This is a genomic window from Methylobacterium mesophilicum SR1.6/6, from assembly GCF_000364445.2.
Classification (GTDB): Bacteria; Pseudomonadota; Alphaproteobacteria; order Rhizobiales; family Beijerinckiaceae; genus Methylobacterium; species Methylobacterium mesophilicum_A.
This window is the reverse complement of record NZ_CP043538.1, coordinates 572858-597082: the sequence shown is the minus strand read 5'-3', so window position 1 is coordinate 597082 and position 24225 is coordinate 572858. Positions and strand designations below refer to the sequence as shown.

Sequence of the window (24225 nt, the reverse complement as noted above, 5' to 3'; positions counted from 1 at the left end):
CCAGGGCGGCGAATACTTCGTCCGCCCCTCTCCGCGTCGCCCGGCCTCACTGGTTCGCCGCCCGCCGCGTCGGCATGATGATCTCCACCAGCGTGCCGTCCTCGGCCTGCGCCGCCAGCTGGAGACGGCCGCCATTGGCCTCCACGAGGGCGCGGGGCAGGGCGAGGCCATCCTCGGCCTCCCCGCCGGGGGAGGCCGCCACCGGCGCCGAACCGATTCCCGTATCGCGCACCCGCAGGGCGATGGCCTGTTCGGTCGAGCCGGTGGAGACGATGATCTGGCCGCCGGCCGCCGAGCGCCGGATGGCGTTCTCGATCACAAGGGAGGCGGCCCGGCTGACGGAGCGCTCGTCGGCCTCCAGATTCTCCAGATCCGACGAGAAGCTCGTCCGCATGACGATGCGCCCGCGCGCCGCCTCGGCCTGGAGCCGCGCGACACATTGGGCCGCGACGTCGTTGAGGTCGAGCGGACGCGGCTCGAGTCGCAGGGAGCCGGCTTCCAGGGCAGCGAGATCGAGGAGCTTCCCAACGCGCTCCAGCATCGTCTCACCCGTGACCCTGATCTCCGCGAGGCAACCGCGGTAGCGGGGATCGCCCAGCGGGCCGAACGGCTCCCGCAGCATCGCGTCGGCCAGCTGGACCATCCCGGTCACGGGCTCGCGGAAGGCACGGTCCAGGCGACCGAGGGCGGAGTGCTCACCCGGATCGGATGGCGTGATGCCCGCGCGTCGGGACGGCCGATCGAGCACGGCCACGCAGCGCCCATCCTGTGGTCCGGGCTTGACGTCGAGGGTCACGTCATGGCCGGCGAGCCTCACGGCACGCGGACCCGGGACCGCACCGCGCAGGAGGTCGGCGACGGTCAGCACGCTCTCGCGGTCGAACAGCGCGACGAAAGTGCCGCCGACGACCTCGCGCGGGTCGCAGGAGAACAGCGTGGCGGCGGCGCGATTCACCGCGACGATGCGCCCGGCCGCGTCGATGGTGACGACACCGGTGTCCAGGGCGTCGAGCGCGGCTTCCGCGCCCGCCATCGGTTCGGCCTGCGCCGCGTGGGCCAAACGCTCGGCCGCGAGGGTGTCGGCCGCGTCCGTCTCGTCGAGCGGCCGCACGATCAGGCATTCGGCGGGCGCCTCCGCCCAGGTGCAGGGACCGCACGCGGCTTCCACCGGACAGGCACGCCCGTCTGCCGCCGCCAGCGTTGTCCGGCGCGTGCCCGGATCCGCGCCCGTCTGCCGCGGGAGGCCCGGGAGCAACCCCCCGAGCCCGGCAGCACCGAGGCTCGCCAAGTCGGCATGGCCCGCCAGCTCGAGGAGCCGTCCGTTCGCTGCGAGGATCACGCCGTCCCGATGCACGAGAGCCGGCACGGGCAGACCCGCCAGAATTCCGGCGTCAGGACCCGGTTCATTCGCGGTGCGGGTGTCCGGAGGCCCCGCCTGCGGTCCCGGGAAGGGCATAACCGCGCCGCCCTGCACCCGGGCAGTCTCCGGCTCCGCCTCGTCCCCGGCGTAGCGCGCGCCAAGCGCCCGCGCGATCTCGCGGAAGGCAGCGTGCTCGTCTGTAGACAGCGGCGCGGCGGCGGGGGGCGACACGACCGCGGAGGCTGGTGCCGAAGCGGCTTCCTCCACCGGTGCCCAAGAGACGGCATCAACCACGGCCGCCGGACTCGCCCCCACATCGGGGAGCGCCGGCGGCGCGCTGCGGATCAGGCCGAAGCCGCTGTAGCCCGAGTAGGCCGCGTCCCCGCGTCCCAGCGGCGCGCCGGACAATTCCACCTGACAGGAGCCGCTTGCGAAGGCCAACGTCGCGCGCTCGCCGCGGAAGGTACGCCGCTCGCGCATCGCCGCGAGCATCCCGTCGGCGCCGACGATGCGGCCGGCAGCCGCCAGATCCGCCACCCGCTGGCCGGCGAGATCCGCCAGGATCCGGGGGCCCGTGAGCGCGGTCAGCGTGCCCGCGGCGTCGACGCGCCACAGAAAACGATCCTCGCGCTTCGGCGGCTCCGGGGAGGACGCCAGATCGCCGGCCGGGACGCTCGCAGGCGCAGGCGCCGGCTGCTCGTCCGGCCGGCCGTGCTTCGCACGAGGCAGGGTTACCGGTATCGTAGGGATCACGAGGATCGCGGGGCGACCGTCTTCCTGCAGACCGTGTGCGAGCCAGCAGAGCACGGGCGGTGCGATCCGGCGGAGGTCGAGGCGCAGACGTGCCAGACGCGGCGGGCCGTCCGCCGGAGCGGCCGCGGCGATCTGCCGGGACAACGCCGTGACCCCGAGACCCGCAAGGGCGCCCGCGAGGGCGCGCGACGCCTCCGACGCGTGCAGGATCAGCCCGGTCGCGGGATCGATCACCAGGTGCACGGAGCCGGGCTTTGCCAACGCCTCCGCCACCTGCGGCGCACGCAGCCAGGCCGCGAATGCGGCGGCGAGCCCTGACCCGGCTATGCCGGCCGTCGGTGTCAACGTCGTCTCCAAATCCGCGACCTCGAAACCACGCCCGATCACCCGTTCCCGGCGCCCTCCGCCAGAGAAACACATGCGACCGTAGCGTCTTTTTGCACTCCCTTACGCCGCGACGCTGGACTCTCGCACCAACCGTCACACGTTTACGTCATGTCAACCTTAACGCCATGAGCGCGGGTGGCATATGGGGCCGAATCGGTTATGTTGCACCGCAAAAAGCACCATCCACAGACTTCCTGACGAGAGGAGACGGTACATGAGCAACCCCCCGAACTATGAAGTTCCGGCCGAAATGCGGGATTTCGCCGAGAAGAGCGTCGAGCAGGCGCGCAAGGCCTTCGACAGCTTCATCGGCGCGGCTCGCCGCACCGCCGACACCGTGCAGGGCTCGGCCGAGCTGGCGCGCTCGAACGCCCTTGACGTCTCGTCGCGCGGCTTCGAGTACGCCGAGCAGAACGTGAACGCGGCCTTCGATCTCGCGCAGAAGCTGGTCCGCGCCAAGGACGTGCAGGAGGCGATGCAGCATCAGGCCGAGTTCGTCCGCAGCCAGTTCGCCGCCATCCAGGCCCAGGCGAAGGAGTTCAGCGGCCTCGCCCAGAGCGCGATGCAGCAGGGCGCCGAGCGCGCCAAGTCGGCGATGCAGCAGGGCGCCGACGAGGCGCGCAAGGCCATGGAACAGGGCCAGGACGCCGCCAAGCAGACCGCGCAGAACGCGCAGGACGCCGCCGAGCGCGCGTCGCACTGACAGCCGTCTGTTGCGAAACGGGGCTCTCGGCCCGCTCCCGGTCCCGGGAGCGGGCCGTCTCGTTTTCGCCCGTATTGCCCCCGACAGCCGCCGAGCGGACGGGATGGATCCGCGCCGAGCGAAGGGTTCAGGGATGCGCCTCACTGCCTCCGGCCGGACAGGCCTGCGTCGACCATTCCGCATGAGCGTCGCGGCACTGGCGCTCGCGGCCGCGTTGCCCGGCACGACGGCACGGGCCCAATATGTCGAGCGGCCGGGCTACGGGCCGGCCCCCGCCTACGAGGATCCAGGCTACGAGCGTGGCTATCGCAGGCCGCCGCGCCGCGCCGAGCGTGGGCCCGTCGGCTTCAACTGCGACGCGATCCAGCAGGGGCTGTCCGGGCCGAAGCCGTTTTCATGCCCGCTCCCCGGGCCGCGGCCGCTCGGGGCGCGCTGCTTCTGCGATCTGCCGATCGCCTCGTTCAGCCCCCCGCAGACCGCGGTCGGGCAGGTCGTCCCTTGACGCAAGAGGGCCGCGCACCCGACTGGGGTGGCGCGGCCCGAACTGTACGGAACGGGTCAGGCGCGGGTCCCGCGCCCGCAGTCTCAGCGGTCAGTTCAGCACGACGACCTTGGCGCCGACCTTCACGCGCTCGTAGAGATCGGTGACGTCATCGTTGGTCATCCGGATGCAGCCCGAAGACACGGCCTGCCCGATCGTGTCGGGCTCGTTGGAGCCGTGGATGCGGTACTCGGTGCTGCCGATATACATGGCCCGGGCGCCGAGCGGATTCTCGATGCCGCCTGCCATGTAGCGCGGCAGGTCGGGACGCCGGGCGATCATCGCCTTCGGAGGCGTCCACGACGGCCACTCGCGCTTGGCGGTGATCTTGTTGGTGCCGCTCCAGCTGAAGCCTGGGCGACCGACGCCGACGCCGTACCGGATCGCCTCACCGTTGCCGAGCACGTAGTACAGCCGGCGCTCGGCGGTGGAGACCACGATGGTGCCGGGCGCGTAGGGCGCGTTGAACGCCACGATCTCACGGGGGATCGGCTGGACCTGCGCCTGCGGCGCAGCCTGCACGCCTTGGCCATAACCCGGGGCGTAAGTGCCCTGGTAACCGTACTGGCCCTGATCGGAATAATAGTCGTCGGCACTCTCCGTTCCGAACGGATCGTAGGACGACGCCGCGAGCGCGGGCGTAGCGGCAAGAACAGTCACGCCGAGGAGCGCGGCGAGTGCGGTGACCCTGGTCTTCATGAGTGGCCTGCCTGTGCAATAACCTTTGCCATTACAAGCGTGAGCATAGGCAAGCAGTTCCATACATCCGCCGAGAATTTGCGGTCCGGCGGAATACGCAGACAGGCTTGAGCGTGCGTCGCGCCCCTCAGCCCGCTTCGTCGGTGTGGACGTCAAACCGCGCGAGGTGCGCGTAGCCAAAATTGGTCGAGATCGCGCAGTCGGTTGCGTCGCGGCCGCGGGCCATGACGATGCGGCCGATGCGGGGGCGGTTGTGCCGGGCATCGAACGTGTACCAGCGCGGCCCGTCCGGCCCGTCGAGATAGACCTCGAACCATGCCGAGAAGTCCATCGGGGCCGGATCCTTCGGCACGCCGATATCGCCGAGGTAGCCGGTGGCGTAGCGCGCCGGGATGTTCATGCATCGGCACAGCGTGATCGCCAGATGCGCGAAGTCCCGGCACACTCCCTCGCGCTGCATGAAAGCGTCGTGCGCGCTGCGGGTGGCGTCGGCGCGCTGGTAATCGAAGCGGATTCGCTCGTGCGTGTAGTCCACGATGGCCTGGACCCGCGCCCAGCCCTCCGGCGTGCCGCCGAACAGCGACCACGCCGTCTGCGTGAGCCGGTCGGTGTCGCAGTAGCGCGAGCCCAAGAGGAAGACGAGGACGTCGTCGGGCAGATCCTGGACCGGGATCTGCCGGGCCTCCGGCACGACGGGATCGGGCAGCCCGGAATCCGCGACCGTGAAATCCGCCGCGACCGTGAACTGCCCGGGTGGCACGACGATCCGATGGCAGATGTTGCCGAACCCGTCGCGGTATTCATGCGCGTCGAGCGGCGGGTCGAAGACGAGCACCTGCGGCGTGAGCAGATCTTCCATCCGTGAGGGATGGACGCTCAGCATCAGGATCATCGGGGTCGGCTGCGACAGCGTGAAGGCGATATCGAAACCCGTCCTGATCTTCATCGTGGCCACCCTGCTCTGTCGCCTGCCGCGCGGAGACGCCACGCACGCTCGTTCCGGGTCCGACGGCTCAACGCGCCAGACCGGGCGGCGACCCGTGCGCGCCGCGGGTCGTCACGTCGGTTGCGGCCAGCGCGACCACGTCGACCTCGACGCGCATCCCGAGATCGTCACTGGCCAGGCCGAAGAAAGAGCCGTGCAGCGGCACGGCCTGTGCGGGGTCGCGCGCCACCGCCACGCGGATCAGGTCGCGATTGCCGACGATGCCGTTGGTCGGGTCGAACTCGACCCAGCCCGCGCCTGGGAGGTAGACCTGCAACCATGCGTGCGTGGACCCGCCGCCGACGTGGCGGGCGCGGTCGTTCCGGGGGTTGTAGAGGTAGCCGGAGACGAACCGGGCGGCCATGCCGAGGGCTCGCACGCCCTCCATCATCAGCACCGCGAAGTCCCGGCAGGAACCGATCCTGCCGCGCAAGGTGGTTAGGGGATCCTGCACGCCCTTCTCCGAGCGTGCGAGATAGGTAAAGTTCGCCCGGACGCTGCGCGTCATGGCGGCGAGCAGCTCCTGCGTGGGGATGCGTCCCTGCTCGGGCAGGAAGCCGCGCGCCCAGGCGTCGACCTCGTGGCGCGGGTCGGGCCATTGCCGCTCGATCGAGCGGGCCAGATCCGGCATGTCCTCGGCGCCGTAGCCGAATGGGTAATGGGTCGCGTGGGGCGCCAGGGGGAAGACCGGCGCGTGTTCCGGCGTGTGTTCGAGGGTGATGCCGCAATCGAAGGTGAGCGTCTCCGCGCGGGTGTCGAAGGTCGTCACGGCGACGCAATTGCCGAACACGTCGAACATCCAGCGCAGGGAGGCCGGCTCGGGCGTGATGTCGAGCGTCGCCTCGATCAGCCGCTGATCGTAGCTGTCGCGCGGCCGGAACATGATCCGGTGCTCGTCGAACGCAACCGGACGCCGGTACCGGTACAGTGTGCGGTGACGGACGGACAGGATCGGCAACGTCGCGGGCTCCGGGCTGTCACCGATGCGATGGATGGTGATGCAAGGCTTGGGCCCAGCGGCGTATCGCGTCCGCAGGCGACGGGGCCGTCGCTTCTGAGAAGATCCTGTTCCGAGACCGACAAGACAGGCCGGGCGCCCGCCGGAGACACCGCTGGCGATTTGATCAACCGGCCCGTCCTGCCATGGCGCCGCAGGCGAACCCGGAACCCAGAAATGCAGTGGCTGCGAAAATCCGGCGCATCGGCGGCTCAGGATCCTGGGCTCCGCTGCGCGGTCCCGAAGTGACGACCGGCACGTCGACCGATGCCGTAGCGCGTTCAGATCACCGGCGGCGCCGGATCGGCGGCGGCCCTTTCGGCCTCCACCAGCACGTCGAGCGGGCGCCAGGGCTTGGCGATGAACACCGCCTCGGCCGGCAGGTCCGGCCGCGGCAATCCGTGACCGGAGGTGATCACCAAGCGGGCGCGCGGCCAGAGGGTCGCCACCGCGCGCGCGAGCTGGAGGCCGTCCATCTCGCCGGCCAACCGGACATCGGCGAAGACGAGGGCCACGTCTCCGCCGCGCGCCTGCAGCACCGCCAGCGCGGCCTCGGCGCTGTCGCAGCCGACCACGTCGAGTTCGGTCTCCTCGAGAAGGGTCTCGGCCAGGGCGCGGATCTCGGGGTCATCCTCCACCACGAGGGCGAGGCGCGGCTGCCCGGCCTCGGGCGAAGCGACCTCCGGCTCGCGCGGGACCACCGCGTCACCCTCGGTCTGGCGGACGCGGCGCACCAGGGCGGCGAGGTGCTCGGGCACGCCCTCCGTGACGAGGTCATCGTAGAAGGACGCGAGTGTCCGTCCGATCTGATCGAGCGGAATTCCCGGTGAGAGCGTATCGGTGAGCGGTGGTAATGCGCTCGTCTGATGCTTTTTCAAGGACTCCCCCCGAAGTCGAACGTTCATGCCAGTCCAGGATGCGGCGCCTGGGGAGGAAAGTCGGCAATCCGCCGCTGGTTGCGCGGGACATTTCGAATCCCGCAGCGTCTCGCAGAGGGGTTACTGTGTGGCGAGGCCGGCTTCGGCGTCCGCGTAGGCCATGATGCCGGAGACTGCCCGGACGTTCTGATAGCGCGATCCGCGGGTGCTCATCATCGCCTCGAACTTCTCGTGGACCTCGGCCACCGACAGGCTCAGGGGCTTGCGGTGACGGCCGCGCCCGACGAAGCGCCCGGCGGCGAAGAAGATCGAGCGGTTGGCCCTGGCCGGACCCGGGAGCAGGGCGGCGGCGGCCGCCGCCGGCTTGTTCACGACGTTGGCGAGGAACTCTTCCGCATCGTCCGGCCCGAGGAAGTGGGCGAGGTAGACCTCGCCCAGCGTGAGCTCGCGGCCGATGCGCAGGGCGATGCGGGCCGCGTCGCGCTTCAGCATCTCGCCGGCCATCAGCGCCGAGAGATAGGGGTCGCGGCGCAGTTCCAACACCCGGGCGCGCTCGGCCTGGTCGGTGATCACCGGCCGGTCGTTGGCGTCGGCCGTGATGAGAGCGGCGTCCTTCTCAAGCCCGTACTTGGCGCCGAAGTCCCGCACCACGCCGAGCCAGGTACGCTCGATGAACTGGTAGAGGCCGGTGGCCGAGGAGGTCTTGGCCTGCACCGCGGTCACGAAGCTCGATTCCTTGTCGGCCACCGCCATCAGCAGCACCGGATCGGTCTGCACGGCCTGAGCGGCCCGCACGATCGTCTGCACGAGGTGGCGCCGGATCTTCATCGGGCCGAATTCAAGGATGTCGTTCGGATCGCCGACGGCGCTCTCGGAGAGCAGGAAATCGTACGAGACGCGGTCCACCGTGTTCGAGCCGATGTCGGTATCGAGGTCGTGAACGGCGGCAAAACTGGAGGCGGCGCGCAGGGGCGTCTGCTCAAGGCCGGTGGCCAGGGCGACGGTGTGGATCCGCGGCCGCGGCATCGGCAGCTCGGTGGCGGCCTCCGCGGTCGAGACCGCCGGAGAGAGCCCGACCTTGCCGAGATCGACGCCCGACCCGATCAGGGCGGCGCTGAGGCCGCCGGCGATCAGCGAGACGGTGAGCAGGGAGCGAAACAGCGCGGGGCGGCTGCCATGGGCGCGACCCAGCATGGGTTGCGCGGCGATCACGTCGGCGCGGCCGGCGCCGAAATGGCCCTGCTTGCCGGTGATAGTCCTCGGCGATCCGACCGTGCGGCCCTGCATCGTTATCCCGACTCTCCACACGCCGCTGCGGCGCTACGGACACACCATCGCTTGACAGATGTGGCGACAACACGGCCGCGCTTGTGGCCGAGATGCGGCGTCCGAAGGAGATTTCGCGGCAGGGCGACCGTGACTCGCGCGGGATCCCTCCTTAAGAGGGCGCCAAGCGGGTCCTGCGCGCGTGGCGCGCGGCGGCCCGGTTTCCCTGTGTCCTGCCAGAGTCAGCCCTGATGAGCGGCGTCAACGAGATCCGGTCGACCTTCCTCGACTACTTCGCCAAGGCCGGGCACGAGGTCGTGCCCTCGTCGAGCCTCGTGCCGAAGAACGATCCGACGCTGATGTTCACGAACGCCGGCATGGTGCAGTTCAAGAACGTCTTCACCGGGATGGAACGGCGCGCCTACGATCGGGCTACGACCGCGCAGAAATGCGTGCGGGCCGGCGGCAAGCACAACGACCTCGACAATGTCGGCTACACGGCGCGCCACCACACGTTCTTCGAGATGCTCGGCAACTTCTCGTTCGGCGACTACTTCAAGGACCGCGCCATCGAGCTGGCCTGGACGCTGATCACCAAGGAGTTCGGCCTCAAGCCCGACAACCTCCTCGTGACCGTCTACGCCGACGACGACGAGGCTGCCGGGCTGTGGAGGAAGATCGCCGGCCTGCCGGACGGGAAGATCATCCGGATCGGGACGTCCGACAATTTCTGGCAGATGGGCGATACCGGCCCGTGCGGACCATGTTCCGAGATCTTCATCGACCAGGGTCCGGCCCTGCAGGGCGGCCCGCCCGGCTCTCCCGACGAGGACGGCGACCGGTTCCTGGAATTCTGGAACCTCGTGTTCATGCAGTACGAGCAGCTGGAGCCGGGGTCGCGCAACCCGCTGCCGCGACCGTCGATCGACACCGGCATGGGCCTTGAGCGCATGGCGGCGATCCTCCAGGGCGTGCACTCGAACTACGACACCGACCTGTTCCGTGCCCTGATCGACGCCGTGGCCCACGCGGTCTCGCGGGCGCCGGAGCCCGGGACACTCGCCTCCTACCGGGTGATCGCCGACCACCTGCGCGCCGCCTCCTTCCTGGTGGCCGACGGCGTGCTGCCGGGCAACGAGGGCCGCGGCTACGTGCTGCGCCGCATCATGCGCCGGGCCATGCGCCACGCCGAGATCCTCGGTGCCCATGAGCCGACCATGTACCGTCTCGTGCCGACCCTGGTCCGCGAGATGGGTCAGGCTTATCCCGAGCTGATGCGGGCGGAGAGCCTGATCGCCGAGACGCTGAAGCTGGAGGAGACCCGCTTCCGCCGGACCCTGGAGCGCGGCCTGTCGATCCTCGACGCCGAGAGCCGCGACCTCCGGGAAGGCGACAAGCTCTCCGGCGAGACCGCCTTCACGCTCTACGACACCTACGGCTTCCCCCTCGACCTGACGCAGGACGCCCTCAAGGCCCGCGGCGTCGGCGTCGACACCGACGCCTTCGCGGCGGCGATGCAGCGCCAGAAGCAGGCGGCCCGCGAGGCCTGGAAGGGCTCGGGCGAGGCGGCCACCGAGACGGTGTGGTTCGGCCTGCGCGAGCGCGTCGGCGCCACCGAGTTCCTGGGCTACGAGACCGAGACCGCCGAGGGCATCGTCACAGCGCTGCTGCGCGAGGGCGCCGAGGCGCAGAGCCTGGAGGCAGGCCAGACCGGCCTCGTCCTCGTCAACCAGACGCCGTTCTACGGGGAATCGGGCGGTCAGGTCGGCGATTCCGGCCTGATCGTGGCGCCGGGTCTGCGGGCACGCGTCACCGACACCCAGAAGAAGCTTGGCGACGTCTTCGTCCACCATGTCACGGTGGAGGAGGGGAGCCTGAGCCTTGAGCAGCCGGTAGAGCTGAAGGTCGACCACGCCCGCCGCCGGGCGATCCGCGCCAACCACTCGGCCACCCACCTCCTGCACGAGGCCCTGCGGCAGGTACTGGGCGATCACGTGGCCCAGAAGGGCTCGCTGGTGAGCCCCGAGCGCCTGCGCTTCGACATCAGCCATCCGAAGCCGATCGAGGCGGAGGAACTCGCCCGCGTTGAGGACATCGCCAACGCGGTGCTTCTCCAGAACGCACCCGTCGTCACCAAACTGATGGCGGTGGACGACGCCATCGCGTCCGGCGCGCGGGCCCTGTTCGGCGAGAAGTACGGCGACGAGGTGCGGGTCGTCTCCATGGGCCTGCCCGTCGACGGCGAGGTCGGTCAGGGCCGGCCGAAGAAATTCTCCGTGGAGCTCTGCGGCGGCACACACGCGGCGCGCACCGGCGACATCGGTGCGATCACCATCGTGGCGGAGAGCGCGGTGGGCGCCGGGGTGCGCCGCATCGAGGCGCTGACGGCGGACGCGGCGCGGCACCACCGGGCCGAGGAGGCGCGGACGCTGGCTGCGCTGGCCGGCATCCTCAAGGCGCCCGTCACCGAGGCGCCTGATCGCCTGACCGCACTGATGGAGGACCGGCGGCGCCTGGAGCGCGAACTTGCCGACACCCGCCGCAAGCTGGCCATGGGCGGCGAGGCGGGGCCGGGCTCCGGTGCGCGGCAATCCGAGGTCGGCGGCGTCGCCTTCCGACGCTCGGTGGTCGAGGGCCTCGACATGCGCGACCTCAAGCCGATCGTCGACGAGGAGAAGAAGCGTTTGGGCTCCGGCGTCGTGGCGGTCGTCGGCGTGGGACCGGACGGCAAGGCGGGGCTGGTGGTCGGCGTCACTGAAGACCTGACCGAGCGCTACGACGCGGTCGGCCTCGTGCGCGCCGGCGCCGGGGCGCTGGGCGGCAAGGGCGGCGGCGGGCGTCGCGACATGGCCCAGGCCGGTGGGCCCAACGGCGCGGGCGCGGAAGCGGCCCTCGACGCCGTCGAGCAGGCGCTGACCGAGGCCGCCTGAGCCTCGCGTTCGATAAGCCCGCACCGCTGCCGGTGCGGGCTGGAAACGCGTGACGGGACGGCCGTTCCCAGCTTACTTGCTGCCGCCTCCGCTGCCGCCGCTGCCCTGCGGCGCCACCCGCGACGGTTGGCCGGCATTGCCCGCCGCCGCCGAGTCGGTGGAGATCGTATCGGCCGGTCGGCCGGTGGGCGAGACGGTGACGGCCGGATCGTTGCCGGTCGAATTCGGCTGTTGGCTCACCACCCCCGGCGATTGAGGACCTGGGGCGACAGGCCTGTCGACAGTCTGGGCGGCGGCCGGAGCCACGGACGCGAGGGCCAGGAAACCGGCGAAAACGGTGCGGATCATGGGAATCCTTGTTGGGTCCAGATCCGGAGAATTTGAATCGCGCGCGATTGATCCCGCGTTGTTGCGACGCGGCGGATAGAATCCGCATCGATCGTCACAGCAACGATCTGGGCCCGTCCCGACAGCCGGAAGCAACACCCGCGCAATCCATCGGCAGGCGCAGATGCAGTTCATCGCCGCAGCGATCGTGCCCGCAGCGCCACGGCCATGAGCGCCGATTGCCGACCCGCCAGCTTTACTTGACCCGGGTCCAGGTCTGCCGCTTGCAGAAGACGCTCATCACGCAGCCCGCCACCTCCAGCGTGCTGGGCCCGGTCAGCTTGAGCGAGCCGGAATAGGTCTTGCCGTCGTTCGGGTTGTAGAGCGTGCCGCTGAACCCGGCCCCGTCGGCCTGCGGCGCGCTGAGGATCTGGATGCCGACGACGCTGCGCTCGCGCAGGGCCGGATCTGGGTTCTTGGCGTCCAGACCCTTGCCGGGGGCGCTCACGATCGTGCCGCAGAAGCCGCCGCCGCAGGGCGCGATCCGGACCCGCGACGTGCCTGTCTCCGTGAGCCACGTCCCCGAAGGATCGGCAGCCTGGGCCGAGCCGGCCAGTAGGACAGCCGCCAGCGCGGCCAGGATCCCCGGACGTACTTCGAAACGCATCCCGTCCCTCCCGTTCGTCGCCTTACGCGCCTGCTTACCGCGAAGCTTGCGGCAGCGCACTGCCCAAGTAGGTCTCCACCACCTCGCAGAACGGTTGTCCGGCTCCGGTGGAGAGCACGGCGTCGATCTCGAACAGCGGGTCGGTGGGCTCGGGCACCGCGTCCGCGCTCGGGCCGCGCACGGCGACCGTATTGCGCACCGGCGCCAGGGTTCGGACCACCCGGCCGAAGGGCGTGCGGGTGCCGTCGAGGACGGCGTTCATCTCGGGCGTCAGCCGGGCCGGGACGTACCAGTTGTCCGCCTCCGACAGGACGCGGTTCCCGCAGGCGAGCCGGACCCGCCGGTACCGGACAGGCTCGTCCGGGCCGATCGCCAGCCGGGACCGCTGCGCGGCGGTGAGCGGCTTGTCGGGTCCCGGGAGGCGCTCGGCGACGAGATGTGGATCCGCAGCAAGATTGTGGTCCGCGCACCAGCTCTCAAGGGCGAAGGTCGCGCTGTGGGCGGCCAGGATCCGGCTTCGCAGCGATTCGATCAGTGCGGCGTCGCGTGAGCCGGGCTCCGGATCCCGGGCGACCGCAGCTTGCGCCAGGGCACCGCGCGGCACGTTCACCGCCAGCAATGCCAGAGCGAACACCAGGACGACAGGAAGGGGCCAGCTGTCCCGCTGCGAGGCGAGCCCGCGGTCAGCCCGAAGTCCAGTCGAGGCCGATCGTCGGGGCAGCCATCCACAGCACCACGGCATCGCGACACGCATCCTCCCGAACGAAGTCCCGGCTCCAGCGGAGCGGCCGAAGACGCGAGGCTTGGCCCGACGCCGCGAAGGGAGCGATCACCAAGGCCGAGCCTGACGGCTGGGCGCGAGATCTAATTCGGAAAAGCCGGTCGGTCGAGACGGCCGCGTAGCGTCGGCACTGATCGCGTGTCGCCGCCGGACATGTCGGATGCGATCTCCGTCATGACAACTTCAGGCCCGCCGCGCCGCGGCGGGGAGGTCGGTACAGAGACCGAGCGCGACTTCGGCGGTCAGGCCGATCGTCTCGCCCAGTGTCGGGTGCGGATGGATCGTGCGGCCGATATCGGCCGCATCCGCGCCCATCTCGATCGCGAGTGCGATCTCGCCGAGCATGTCACCCGCACTCGGGCCGACGATGGCGCCCCCGACGACGCGCTTGGTCCCTGCGTCGAACAGCAGCTTGGTCAACCCGTAATCCGCGCCGTTGGCGATGGCTCGGCCCGAGGCCGCCCAGGGAAAGCGCGCCACCTCCACGGACCGGCCGGCCGCCCTGGCGGCGGTTTCGGTCAGACCCACCCAGGCGATCTCCGGATCCGTGTAGGCCACGGACGGAATCACGGCGGCGTCGAAGCCGGCCTTGTGCCCCGCCGCCACCTCGGCGGCGACATGGCCCTGATGCACGGCCTTGTGGGCGAGCATCGGCTGGCCGACGAGGTCGCCGATGGCGAAGATATGGGGCACGCCGGTCCGCATCTTCGCATCGACGGACACGAAGCCGTTCTCCACCGACACCCCGGCCGCGTCGAGGCCCAGGCTCGCCCCGTTCGGGCGCCGGCCCGCCGCCTGGAGCACGAGGTCGTAGGTCTGCGGCTCGGCTTCGCCCGCCAGCACGACCGTGATGCCGTCAGGCCCCGCACTGGCCGACACGACCTCGGCGCCGGTCAGGACCCGGTCGAAGCGGTGCGCGTTCCGCTTCGTCCACACCGCCACGAGATCGCGGTCGACGCCCTCCAGCAGGTTGGGCAGGCGCTCGACCACGTCGACCCGGGCACCCAGCGCGCTGTACACGGTCGCCATCTCCAGGCCGATGATGCCACCGCCGATCACCAGCAGCCGCTTCGGCACGAAGGGCAGCTCCAGGGCGCCCGTCGAGGTCACGATCCGCGGGTCCTCCGGCAGCATCGGCAGCGCCACCGGAGACGAGCCCGCGGCCACGATGGCGCGCGTGAAGGGAAGGTTGCGCTCGCCGCCCGCGTGGAGCGCGACCGAGACCGTGTTCGGTCCGGTGAAGCGCGCGGTGCCGCGGACCACCTCGACCTTGCGCTGGCGCGCCATCTGGGCGAGCCCGTCGGTGAGGCGGCGGACGGTGCCGGCCTTGAAGTTCCGGAGCTTCTCCAAGTCCACCGACGGGGCACCGAAGCTGATGCCGTGCGTGGCAAGGCGCGTGGCTTCCTCGGTCACCGCGGCGACGTGGAGCAGCGCCTTGGAGGGGATGCAGCCGACATTGAGACAGACCCCGCCGAGCGTCGCGTCGCGCTCGACGAGGACCACCCGCCGGCCGAGATCGGCGGCGCGGAAGGCGGCCGCGTAGCCGCCAGGGCCGCCGCCGATCACCAGGACGTCGCAGGCCGCGTCGCCGCCCTCGCCCGGAGGGGGCAGGGTCTCGGCCGCCGCGGACCGGGGTTCCGGATCCGCCGCCGGGGCATCCGGCCGAGCCTCGGCCGCCGGCGCAGGCGCCCCGGTTGCGAGACGGGCGACGAGCGTGCCGGCCGAGACCTTGTCGCCCAGGCCGACCAGCATCTCCACCAAGCGGCCGGCGACGGGGGAGGGGATGTCCAGCGTCGCCTTGTCGGACTCGACCACCAGCAGGGTCTGGTCCTTGGCGACCACTTGGCCGGGTGCCACCGGGATCTCGATGACGGGCACGTCGGCGTAATCACTGAGATCGGGAACGCGGATGTCGTGGGTCTCGGGCATGGCGGGTGCGGTCACAGCAGGGCGCGGCGCAGGTCGGACAGGACCGAGGCCACGTGGCCGAGGAAGCGGGCGGCGGCGACGCCATCGACCACACGGTGGTCCCAGGACAGGCTCAAGGGAAGGATCAGGCGCGGCTGGAAGGCTTTGCCGTCCCAGACGGCCTCCGTCCGGGAGCGCGCGGCGCCCAGGATCGCGACTTCGGGGGCGTTGATGATCGGCGTGAAGCCGTCGCCCCCAATGCCGCCGAGCGAGGAGACCGAGAAGCAGCCGCCCTGCATGTCGGAGCCCGCCAGCGTCCCGGCCCGGGTCTTCTCGGCCATAGCGGCCATCTCGGTGGCGATCTCGATGAGGCCCTTGCGGTCGCAGTCGCGCACCACCGGCACCATCAGGCCCCTGGGCGTGTCCACCGCGAAGCCGACATGGACATAGTCCTTCAGCACGAGGTCGCCGCCCTCCAGGGAGGAATTGAACCGCGGATAGGCGCGCAGCGCCGAGGCCGCCGCCTTGATCAGGAAGGCCACCATGGTGACCCGGGCGGGCGGCGTGCGCGTCTCCTTGTTGAGCCCGACGCGGAACGACTCGATCTCGGTGACGTCGGCCCGGTCGAAGTTGGTCACGTGAGGGATTGTCAGCCAGTTGCGGCTGAGATTGGCCCCCGAGAGGCTCTGGATGCGCGACAGCGGCTCGCGCCGCACCGGCCCGTACTTGGCGAAGTCCACCTCCGGCCACGGCGGGAGGCCGGCGCCGATGCCGGAGGCGGCCGCGGGCGTCGGGGCTGGTGCGTTGAGGGCTGCCTTGACGAAGGCGTGCACGTCCTCGCGCAGGATCCGGCCCTTGGGCCCCGTCGCCGGCACGCCGTCGAGGCTCACGCCGAGTTCGCGGGCGAGCTGGCGGACGGACGGGCTGGCATGCACGTCGCCGCGGGTCGCGGCCATCGGCTGGTCGGGCGAGACGCTCATTTTCCCACCCCCCTCTGGGGGGAGGGTGGTCCCCGAAGGATGTCGGGCTGGGGTGAAATCCCGGAAGAGGGGAGCGCGGGTGCAGAAGCGGACTCGGCCTGCGTGGAGGCAAGGGCCTTATCCTGAGTCGGCGCTCCGCTCTCCCGACCCTCGCTCACGCGAGGGCCATCCTCCCCCGCTGAGGGAGGAGGGAGGTCGCGCGTCGCATCTGGGTTGTTACCCTCCACAGGCTCCACCGTCAGGATCGGCGTCCCTTCCGACACCTTCGTGCCCACCGCGACCAATAATTCGCGCACGATGCCGGCGACCGGGGAGGGGACCTCCATGGTGGCCTTGTCGGACTCGATGCTCAGGATCAGGTCGTCCACCGCGAGGCGGTCGCCGGGCTTCACCAGAAGCTCGATGACCGGCACGTCCCGGTAGTCGCCGATATCCGGAAGGGCGATCTGCAGCGCGGCGCTCATGCGGGCGGATTTCCGTGGGTCGGGCGTTCGGAGAAGGGGCGGGACAAGCGGCGTCCCCGCGACGGGGCGTCCTGCCTCAGATCGTCCACGGCGCGGGCGCGTCCGCCGCGATGCCGTAGCGGTGGAGCGCGTCCGCCACTGTGGCGCGCGGCACCGTGCCGGCCTCGGCGAGCGCGTGCAGGGCCGCGATGACGACATGCTGCCGGTCGACCTCGAAGAACCGGCGGAGCGCGCTTCGGGTGTCGCTGCGGCCGAACCCGTCGGTGCCGAGAGTGACGAAGCGCGCGCCGACGTAGGAGGCGATCAGCTGCGGGTAGGCCCGGACGTAGTCGCTCGCCGCGACGATGGGCGCCGTGCCCGGCAGCAACGCCGCCACGTGGCTGACCGGCGCCTCGGCCTCCGGGTTGAGCATCGCCTGCCGCTCGGCCTCGCGGGCATCGCGGGCCAGCTCGCTGAAGCTCGTCACGCTGAACACCTCGGCCGCGACGCCGAAATCCTGCGCGAGCATCGTCGCCGCCGCGATCACCTCCGGCAGGATCGCCCCGGAGCCCAGGAGCCGCACAGCGGCGCTTCCTTGTCCGGCCTCCGGTCCCGACAGGCGGTACATGCCCTTCAGGATGCCGGCCTCCGCCCCCTGCGGCATTGATGGCTGGACGTAGTTTTCGTTCATCGCGGTGAGATAGTAGAAGGCGTCCTCGCCCTCCTCCATCATCGCCCGGGCGCCCCGATCGACGATCACCGCCATCTCGTACGCGAAGGCCGGATCGTAGGCCCGGCAGTTCGGGATCGCGGCCGCCTGCATGTGGCTCGACCCGTCCTGGTGCTGCAGCCCTTCGCCCCCGAGGGTGGTGCGGCCCGCCGTAGCGCCGATCAGGAAGCCGCGGGCGCGCTGGTCCGCCGCCGCCCAGATCAGGTCGCCGACCCGTTGGAAGCCGAACATCGAGTAGTAGATGTAGAACGGCAGCATCGACAGGCCGTGGACACTGTAGGACGTGGCCGCCGCCGTCCAGGACGAGATCGCCCCGGCCTCGGTGATGCCCTCTTCGAGGAGCTGCCCGTCCCGGGCCTCGCGGTAGTAGAGCATTGAGCCGGCATCCTCCGGCTCGTAGAGCTGCCCCTGCGGCGCGTAGATCCCGACCTGCCGGAACAGGTTCGCCATGCCGAATGTCCGCGCCTCGTCGGCCACGATCGGCACGATGCGCGGCCCGAGATCCTTGTGCTTCAGCAGGTTGCCGAACAGCCGCACCACCGCCGTGGTGGTCGACATCTCCTTGCCGCCGGCCTCGAGCGCGAACCCCGCGTAGGTCGAGAGCGCCGGGACCGCGATGGTCGGCGCCGTGCGGCGGCGGGCCGGCAGGACGCCGCCCAGCATCTCGCGCCGCTCGCGCAGGTAACGCATCTCGGCGCCGTCCTCGGCGGGCTTGTAGAAGGCCAGACCCTCTACCTGGGCATCGGACAGCGGCAGGGCGAACCGGTCGCGGAAGGCGCGCAGCGCGTCGACGTCGAGCTTCTTGGCCTGGTGGGCGGTCATGCGCGACTCGCCCGCGCCGCCCATGCCGTAGCCCTTCTTGGTCTTAGCCAGGATCACCGTCGGTCGACCCTTGGTGGCCTTGGCGGCCGCGAAGGCCGCGTAGAGCTTACGGAAGTCGTGGCCGCCGCGCTTGAGCCGGTCGACATCGGCGTCCGACATGTGGGCGACGAGCTCGCGCACCTCCGGATCCTCGCCGAAGAAGTGCGCGAGGTTGTAGGCGCCGTCCTTGGCGCCCAGCGTCTGGTACTTGCCGTCGACCGTCTCGGCGAAGCGCCGCAGCAGCGCGTGGTTGGTGTCGCGGGCGAATATCCCGTCCCACTCCGAGCCCCACAGCACCTTGATGACGTTCCAGCCGGCGCCCCGGAACAGGCTCTCCAGTTCCTGGATGATCTGCCCGTTGCCGCGCACCGGCCCGTCGAGCCGCTGCAGGTTGCAGTTGATCACGAAGGTCAGGTTGTCGAGATTCTCGCGCGCCGCCAGCGCCAGGCCACCGATCGACTCGGGCTCGTCCATCTCGCCGTCGCCGAACACGCCCCAGACATGCCGGCCGGTGGTGTCGGCGAGGCCGCGGTCGCCGAGGTAGCGCATGAACCGCGCCTGGTAGACCGCGTGGATCGGGCCGATGCCCATGGAGCCGGTGGGGACCTGCCAGAAATCCGGCATCAGCCAGGGATGCGGGTAAGAGCAGAGGCCGTCGCCGGCGATCTCCTGGCGGTAGTGCTTCAGCTGCTCCTCGGAGAGCCGTCCCTCCAGGAAGGCCCGCGCGTACACGCCAGGCGCCGAGTGCGGCTGGAAGTAGACGAGATCGCCGTCCGTGCCGCCCTTGAAGAAGTGGTTGAACCCGACCTCGAACAGCTCCGCCGCCGAGGCGTAGCTCGCCACGTGGCCACCGAGCTCGCCGTAGGCCATGTTGGCGCGGACCACCATGGCGAGCGCGTTCCAGCGCATGATCGAGGTCAGGCGCTCCTCGATGTCGAGGTCGCCCGGGTAGCGCGGCTGCTTCTCCAGCGCGATCGTGTTGCGGTAGGGCGAGTAGGGCAGGGCCTCATCGAGGATGCCGATCTCCTTCGAGCGCCGCTCCAGGCGGTCGAGGATGAACCGCGCCCGGGCCGCGCCCTCGGTGCGGAAGACCGATTCCAGCGCGGCGAGCCAGTCCTGGGTCTCGGCCGGGTCGTGATCGACCTCGGCGGACCGCGCGATGGTGGCTTTCGGCGGTATGGCGTTCATCGGCGCGGCCTCCCCTGTGGCGCCGGATCATACGAGCATCCCGGAGGCGGGACATACCGATTATTTGCTTCCTTGCGCCGAATGGCGGATCAATCAACCTCTGAGTGACGGTTCTTCGGCAAATCGTTCTCGATGTGGCGCGGCCCGCGTGGTGCGGCCCGACGCTATGATCGATCCAAGGCAGGCGGAGAACGCGCATGGCTCAAGCTCCGGGAACGCTCGACGCCGCGAGCCTGCGCATCCTCGAACGGCTCCAGCAGGACAGTGAGATCAGCATCGCGGAGCTGGCCGAGCAGGTCGGCCTCTCGACGTCGCCCTGTTGGCGCCGGGTCAACGACCTGAAGGAGGCCGGCATCATCCGCGGCTGCGTCGCGGTGGTCGACCCGCTGAGCCTCGGGCTCGCGGTCAACGTGTTCGTCCACGTCTCGCTGGAGAAGCAGACCCAGGCGGCGCTCCGGGCCTTCGACGAAGCGGTGCGAAACCGCCCGGAGGTGATGGAATGCTACCTGATGAGCGGCGAGGCCGACTACATGTTGCGCGTCGTGGTGGAGGATCTCGGCCAGTACCAGAAGCTCGTGCTGGACCACCTCACGCGGATCCCGGGCGTCGCCAACATCCGCTCAAGCTTCGCTCTGGGGCAGGTGAAGTACACGACCGCCCTGCCGCTCGGGCACCTGACCCGCTGAACGCTTCCGGTCGAAAGCGACAGATCAGGACCGCCGACAAACCCACGATTTGAAGTCTGAGACATCCTGTCTCTCGTGCGGAGGCCTGGCCCCGCCGCGTCGAACGAGAGATGAATGGTGGAGCCTAACGGGATCGAACCGATGACCTCTTCCATGCCATGGAAGCGCTCTCCCAGCTGAGCTAAGGCCCCACTTTTTGCACCGCAGTTTGGGTCCCGCGGTACCTCGCCGGTCCGTCTGGCGTCCGGCGAGGCGGTTCTATAGGCGGCTCACGCCGCGGACTCAACCCCTTTTTTCGCGATTTTCCGGGGTCTCGTCGGGGAGGCGATCACCGCCTCAGCTCTCCTCGTCGTTCTCGATGTCGCCGTCGATCAGGTCGGACACATCGTCGTCGCCGCTATCCTCCTCTTCGAGGAAGGTATCGTCGTCGGCCGTGTCCCCGTCCTCGGCCGTGTCGTCCTCCGGCGTCGGATCCGCCTCGTCCTCGGCGGCCTCAACCTCATCGAGCGAGACCATCTCCGGACCCTTCTCGTCCGTCTCATCCTCGTCGTCGTTGTTCGGAGCCCGCGACAGGGCCGGGGCGGAAACACGGCTGGTGGCAGCCGCCTGATAGACTACGCCGCATTTCGGGCAGACGGCGGGGTCGCGGGCGAGGTCGTAGAACTTCGCGCCGCAGCTCATGCACTGGCGCTTCAAGCCAAGTTCCGGTCGGGCCACGGGCGGACACCTCTGTCGTCAATGCTATCTCGGGGGAGGGGCCCCGTTAGTCGCGGGCGTCGCCCCTGTCAATCGAGCTGAAGACCTCTGTCGCCGCGCGGGCCGTTTCCGCTTAAGGCCCCGGATGACGCGGGGCATCACGCGTGTTAACCGCGCGGCGCATTCACGGTCCGATTGCAGCGCCGCGGCGAAGCCGCGCGACGCGCCGGATCCCGGCCCACCCGCAGAGCCCGAACGGACGTCCCGTGTCGCACGATTCGCCTCCAGAGCCCCTCACCGCCGTGCCGGGAACGGCCCTCCGGGGGCGCCTGCGTCCGCCCGGTGACAAGTCGATCTCCCATCGGGCTATGATCCTCGGTCTCCTCAGCGAAGGCGAGACCCGGGTCGAGGGGCTGCTCGAAGGGGACGACGTGCTGCGCACCGCCGCCGCCGCGAAGGCGCTCGGGGCCGGTGTGGAACGGCTCGGCGAGGGACGCTGGCGGGTGCGCGGCGTCGGCATCGGCGGCCTGGGCGATCCGGCCGCGGTGCTCGATTTCGGCAATGCCGGAACGGGCTCGCGGCTGATGATGGGCGTGGTCGGCGGCCAGCCGGTCACCGCGACCTTCGATGGCGATGCTTCCCTGCGCTCGCGGCCCATGCGCCGGATCCTGGACCCGCTCACCCAGATGGGCGCCCAGGTTCTGGCCGAGGCCCCGGGTGGACGCGTGCCGCTGACCCTGCGCGGCCTCAGGGAGGCGATCCCGATCACCTACGAGACGCCGGCGGCCTCGGCGCAGATCAAGTCGGCGGTGCTGCTCGCCGGCCTCAACGCGCCGGGCACCACGACCGTGATCGAGGCGGCGGCGACCCGTGATCACACGGAGCGGATGCTGCGCCTCTTCGGCGCCGCGGTCAGCGTCGAGCCCCACGGGTCCGGTGGTTATGGCCGCCGGGTCGCGCTCACCGGACAGCCGGCCCTGCGCGGCACCGAGGTGGTGGTGCCGGCCGATCCGTCCTCGGCCGCGTTCCCGCTGGTGGCGGCCCTGATCGTCCCTGGCTCCGACGTCGTGATCGAGGGGGTGATGATGAACCCACTGCGGACCGGTCTGATCACCACGCTCCTTGAGATGGGTGCGGAGATCGAGCGCGTGGCCGAGCGGGAGGAGGGCGGCGAGACCGTGGCGGACCTGCGGGTGCGGGCGAGCCGCCTGAGGGGCGTCGACGTTCCAGCCGAGCGCGCGCCCGCAATGATCGACGAGTACCCGGTCCTGGCGGTGGCGGCGAGCTTCGCGGAGGGCCGGACGCGGATGAACGGCCTGCACGAACTGCGCGTCAAGGAATCCGACCGCTTGGCGGCGGTGGCCGCGGGGCTGGCGGTCAACGGCGTCCGCCACACGGTGGAGGGCGACGACCTCGTGGTGGAGGGCGACGGCACGGCGGCCAGCGGCGGCGGCACGGTGGCGACCCATCTCGACCACCGCATCGCCATGGCGTTCCTCGTGATGGGGCTCGCCACGCGCGAGCCGGTCACGGTGGATGACGGGGCGATGATCGCCACGAGCTTCCCGAGCTTCCTGCCGACCATGCAGGCCCTCGGCGGGCGGATCGGGGCCTGATGCACATGCCGTTCGTGATCGCCATCGATGGTCCGGCCGCTTCCGGCAAGGGCACGCTCGCCAAGCGACTGGCCGACCATTACGGCCTGCCGCATCTCGACACCGGTCTCCTCTACCGCGCCGTGGCGCTGGCGCTGATCGATGCCGGGCTGTCGCTCGAGGATCATGCCGCCGCTTCCGAGGCCGCCCGCGACCTGGATCCGGAGAAGCTCGACGACCCGCGGCTGCGCGAGCGCGCGATGGGCGAGGCGGCGTCCCGCGTCTCCGCGGTGCCGGATGTGCGCGCCGGCCTGCTCGCGTGGCAGCGCCGCTTCGCGGCGGACCCGCAGGGCGCCGTGCTTGACGGCCGCGACATCGGCACGGTCGTCTGCCCCGAGGCGGGCGTGAAGCTGTTCATCACCGCGTCGTCGGAGGAGCGGGCCCGTCGCCGCCACCGGGAGCTGGAAGGTCGCGGCGAGGCGGTGACCTTCGCGGCGATCCTTGCCGATATCGAGGCCCGCGACGCCCGCGACGCCTCGCGGACCGCGGCGCCGCTCCGGATGGCCGAGGACGCGGTGCGGCTCGACACCACCGACCTCGATGCCAATGCTGCCTTCGATGAGGCCCGGGCGATCGTGGAGCGCGCGCGGGGTGACGCTTCCTGAGGCGGGGCCGACGCGCTGTGTTGACCCTCCGGTTCAGCTCACCTATTGCGAACACGCCGTTCCCGGGCGGCCGCTGAAGGCGGCTGCGGGACGCGAGCGCGTAGCTCAGCTGGTAGAGCAACGGACTTTTAATCTGTAGGTCCTGGGTTCGAGTCCCAGCGCGCTCACCATAGATTTAACCCGCCCAGTCAATGACTTGGCGGGTTTTTCATTGCCCGCAACATGCTCCCTAGGGCTTGCGATGCGCCGCAACACGGGTTGTGGTTTTACAATGGGTTACAACCCCGCGTAGGCTGGTCCGCGCAACACGAACGGAACACCATCCGTGCGCCAGATCGAGGGTTAGGACAGCCGAAGTGAGCGACGCTCCCAAACTGACCTTGAAATTCGACAATAAAAAACCACTCGAGGTCGCGGATCTGACAAGCAGTCTGAACGCTACAGTGAGACAATATCAGAAGTATGCCGTCAGTTTTGATGATGTAAACGCCCGGTCAGAAGCTGAGTTATATGGCACTGAGCTCCGTAGAGGCAGCTATATAACTGAACTCGCACCCTACGTTCAGGAGTTAGGTGCCGTTGTAAAAAGCGTGGCGCCATACGCCGAGGATTCAAAAAAAGTTATTGGCTTCGCTGATTATCTGAAAACAGGGTTTGATGCTCTTTTAGGCGGCAAGAAGCCGCCAGAGGATGTATCAACTAAAGATTTGAAGGATTTCAAGCAAATCCTTGAACCAACCGCGAAAGAAGCCGGCGCGGTTTTGATGTTCCAGGCGACCGACGGTGCTACGCAGAACATTACAGTCAACGTGAATTCTCAGGAAGCCAACGCGATACAAAATCAAGCTGTTCGTCAGATCGAAATTATGAAAGAGCCGGAGCAAAGGCGATTCAATAAGCGGCTAATGTACTGGTGCACGGCGACAAAAGGCAGGCCGAACAAAACTAGTGGTAAAGTCATTATTGAAACAATTAGCAAGAAGCCGCTTCCCGTCTTTATCGATGACCCTGAAATCAAACAGAAGATGGTAGCAGGTAGAGGCAATCCATTCTTGGTGGGCTTTATCGTCGATGTAGAGCTGCTTCTCGTTCGCGGTGAGGTTCGAGGTTACAGTGTGTTGGCTCTGCATGGCACACTCGAAGATGATGAGGATGCAGGGGACGGAGACGCCGAAGAGAAGTAAAAAAGGCGCGTCCCG

At 69.7% G+C, this 24225-nt stretch carries 19 protein-coding genes, 2 tRNA genes and 1 pseudogene; 8 read left to right on the top strand and 14 right to left on the bottom strand.

The window, feature by feature from the left end; translation table 11 throughout:
• Positions 1 to 46: 46 nt before the first annotated feature.
• Complete coding sequence (locus MMSR116_RS02780) at positions 47 to 2458, bottom strand: sensor histidine kinase (RefSeq protein ID WP_244625591.1); 2412 nt, start codon at positions 2456 to 2458, stop codon at positions 47 to 49.
• Between the two features lie 256 nt (positions 2459 to 2714).
• Between MMSR116_RS02780 and MMSR116_RS02775 the strand changes: the two genes are divergently transcribed.
• Both MMSR116_RS02775 and MMSR116_RS02770 read left to right on the top strand, forming a co-directional pair.
• Positions 2715 to 3203, top strand: a complete 489-nt coding sequence (locus MMSR116_RS02775) for a phasin (RefSeq protein ID WP_010683860.1) — start codon at positions 2715 to 2717, stop codon at positions 3201 to 3203.
• A gap of 133 nt (positions 3204 to 3336) precedes the next feature.
• Complete coding sequence (locus MMSR116_RS02770; RefSeq protein ID WP_010683861.1) at positions 3337 to 3705, top strand: hypothetical protein; 369 nt, start codon at positions 3337 to 3339, stop codon at positions 3703 to 3705.
• Between the two features lie 90 nt (positions 3706 to 3795).
• On the opposite strand, the gene MMSR116_RS02765 is transcribed toward MMSR116_RS02770, so the two are convergent.
• The 5 genes from MMSR116_RS02765 to MMSR116_RS02745 form a co-directional block, all read right to left on the bottom strand.
• Positions 3796 to 4443 carry a L,D-transpeptidase gene (locus tag MMSR116_RS02765; RefSeq protein ID WP_010683862.1) on the bottom strand — a complete coding sequence of 216 codons (648 nt, stop codon included), beginning with the start codon at positions 4441 to 4443 and terminating at the stop codon, positions 3796 to 3798.
• A gap of 127 nt (positions 4444 to 4570) precedes the next feature.
• On the bottom strand, positions 4571 to 5389 hold the full coding sequence (locus MMSR116_RS02760; RefSeq protein WP_010683863.1) for a transglutaminase-like domain-containing protein: 819 nt from the start codon (positions 5387 to 5389) through the stop codon (positions 4571 to 4573).
• Between the two features lie 67 nt (positions 5390 to 5456).
• Positions 5457 to 6386, bottom strand: a complete 930-nt coding sequence (locus tag MMSR116_RS02755) for a transglutaminase family protein (RefSeq protein ID WP_010683864.1) — start codon at positions 6384 to 6386, stop codon at positions 5457 to 5459.
• Positions 6387 to 6706: 320 nt separating this feature from the next.
• Positions 6707 to 7303: a response regulator gene (locus MMSR116_RS02750; RefSeq protein WP_010683865.1), complete on the bottom strand. Its 597-nt coding sequence runs from the start codon at positions 7301 to 7303 to the stop codon at positions 6707 to 6709.
• A gap of 120 nt (positions 7304 to 7423) precedes the next feature.
• Positions 7424 to 8590 carry a transglycosylase SLT domain-containing protein gene (locus MMSR116_RS02745; RefSeq protein ID WP_010683866.1) on the bottom strand — a complete coding sequence of 389 codons (1167 nt, stop codon included), beginning with the start codon at positions 8588 to 8590 and terminating at the stop codon, positions 7424 to 7426.
• Between the two features lie 230 nt (positions 8591 to 8820).
• On the opposite strand from MMSR116_RS02745, the gene alaS reads away from it, so the two are divergent.
• On the top strand, positions 8821 to 11499 hold the full coding sequence (gene alaS / locus MMSR116_RS02740) for an alanine--tRNA ligase (protein WP_010683867.1): 2679 nt from the start codon (positions 8821 to 8823) through the stop codon (positions 11497 to 11499).
• Between the two features lie 72 nt (positions 11500 to 11571).
• Here the strand turns inward: alaS and MMSR116_RS02735 are convergent, their stop codons facing one another.
• From MMSR116_RS02735 to mdeB, 6 genes and pseudogenes are all read right to left on the bottom strand, one after another.
• Positions 11572 to 11847, bottom strand: coding sequence for a hypothetical protein (locus tag MMSR116_RS02735; RefSeq protein ID WP_010683868.1), 276 nt, complete (start codon positions 11845 to 11847; stop codon positions 11572 to 11574).
• Between the two features lie 235 nt (positions 11848 to 12082).
• Complete coding sequence (locus MMSR116_RS02730; RefSeq protein WP_010683869.1) at positions 12083 to 12493, bottom strand: DUF2147 domain-containing protein; 411 nt, start codon at positions 12491 to 12493, stop codon at positions 12083 to 12085.
• A 34-nt stretch (positions 12494 to 12527) separates the two neighbouring features.
• Positions 12528 to 13127, bottom strand: a complete 600-nt coding sequence (locus tag MMSR116_RS02725; RefSeq protein ID WP_010683870.1) for a hypothetical protein — start codon at positions 13125 to 13127, stop codon at positions 12528 to 12530.
• Positions 13128 to 13457: 330 nt separating this feature from the next.
• Positions 13458 to 15203, bottom strand: a complete 1746-nt coding sequence (lpdA, locus tag MMSR116_RS02720; protein ID WP_010683871.1) for a dihydrolipoyl dehydrogenase — start codon at positions 15201 to 15203, stop codon at positions 13458 to 13460.
• Positions 15204 to 15214: 11 nt separating this feature from the next.
• Positions 15215 to 16626: pseudogene (locus tag MMSR116_RS02715) on the bottom strand (2-oxo acid dehydrogenase subunit E2).
• A gap of 76 nt (positions 16627 to 16702) precedes the next feature.
• Positions 16703 to 19384: an alpha-ketoglutarate dehydrogenase gene (mdeB, locus tag MMSR116_RS02710; protein ID WP_010683873.1), complete on the bottom strand. Its 2682-nt coding sequence runs from the start codon at positions 19382 to 19384 to the stop codon at positions 16703 to 16705.
• 197 nt (positions 19385 to 19581) lie between these two features.
• Here mdeB and MMSR116_RS02705 point away from each other — a divergent pair, with 197 nt between their 5' ends.
• Positions 19582 to 20070 (top strand): Lrp/AsnC family transcriptional regulator, encoded by a 489-nt coding sequence (locus MMSR116_RS02705; RefSeq protein WP_010683874.1) that lies wholly within the window; start codon positions 19582 to 19584, stop codon positions 20068 to 20070.
• 115 nt (positions 20071 to 20185) lie between these two features.
• Here the strand turns inward: MMSR116_RS02705 and MMSR116_RS02700 are convergent.
• A tRNA-Ala gene (locus MMSR116_RS02700) sits at positions 20186 to 20261 on the bottom strand.
• A 145-nt stretch (positions 20262 to 20406) separates the two neighbouring features.
• Complete coding sequence (locus MMSR116_RS02695; RefSeq protein WP_010683875.1) at positions 20407 to 20787, bottom strand: TIGR02300 family protein; 381 nt, start codon at positions 20785 to 20787, stop codon at positions 20407 to 20409.
• A 245-nt stretch (positions 20788 to 21032) separates the two neighbouring features.
• Between MMSR116_RS02695 and aroA the strand changes: the two genes are divergently transcribed.
• From aroA to MMSR116_RS02675, 4 genes are all read left to right on the top strand, one after another.
• Positions 21033 to 22382: a 3-phosphoshikimate 1-carboxyvinyltransferase gene (aroA, locus tag MMSR116_RS02690; RefSeq protein WP_039893136.1), complete on the top strand. Its 1350-nt coding sequence runs from the start codon at positions 21033 to 21035 to the stop codon at positions 22380 to 22382.
• A 5-nt stretch (positions 22383 to 22387) separates the two neighbouring features.
• The gene (gene cmk / locus MMSR116_RS02685) at positions 22388 to 23026 is read left to right on the top strand and encodes a (d)CMP kinase (RefSeq protein ID WP_051072182.1); all 639 of its coding nucleotides are present in this window, start codon (positions 22388 to 22390) and stop codon (positions 23024 to 23026) included.
• 94 nt (positions 23027 to 23120) lie between these two features.
• Positions 23121 to 23196, top strand: a tRNA-Lys gene (locus MMSR116_RS02680).
• Positions 23197 to 23382: 186 nt separating this feature from the next.
• Positions 23383 to 24210 carry a hypothetical protein gene (locus MMSR116_RS02675; RefSeq protein WP_010683878.1) on the top strand — a complete coding sequence of 276 codons (828 nt, stop codon included), beginning with the start codon at positions 23383 to 23385 and terminating at the stop codon, positions 24208 to 24210.
• Positions 24211 to 24225 lie beyond the last annotated feature (15 nt).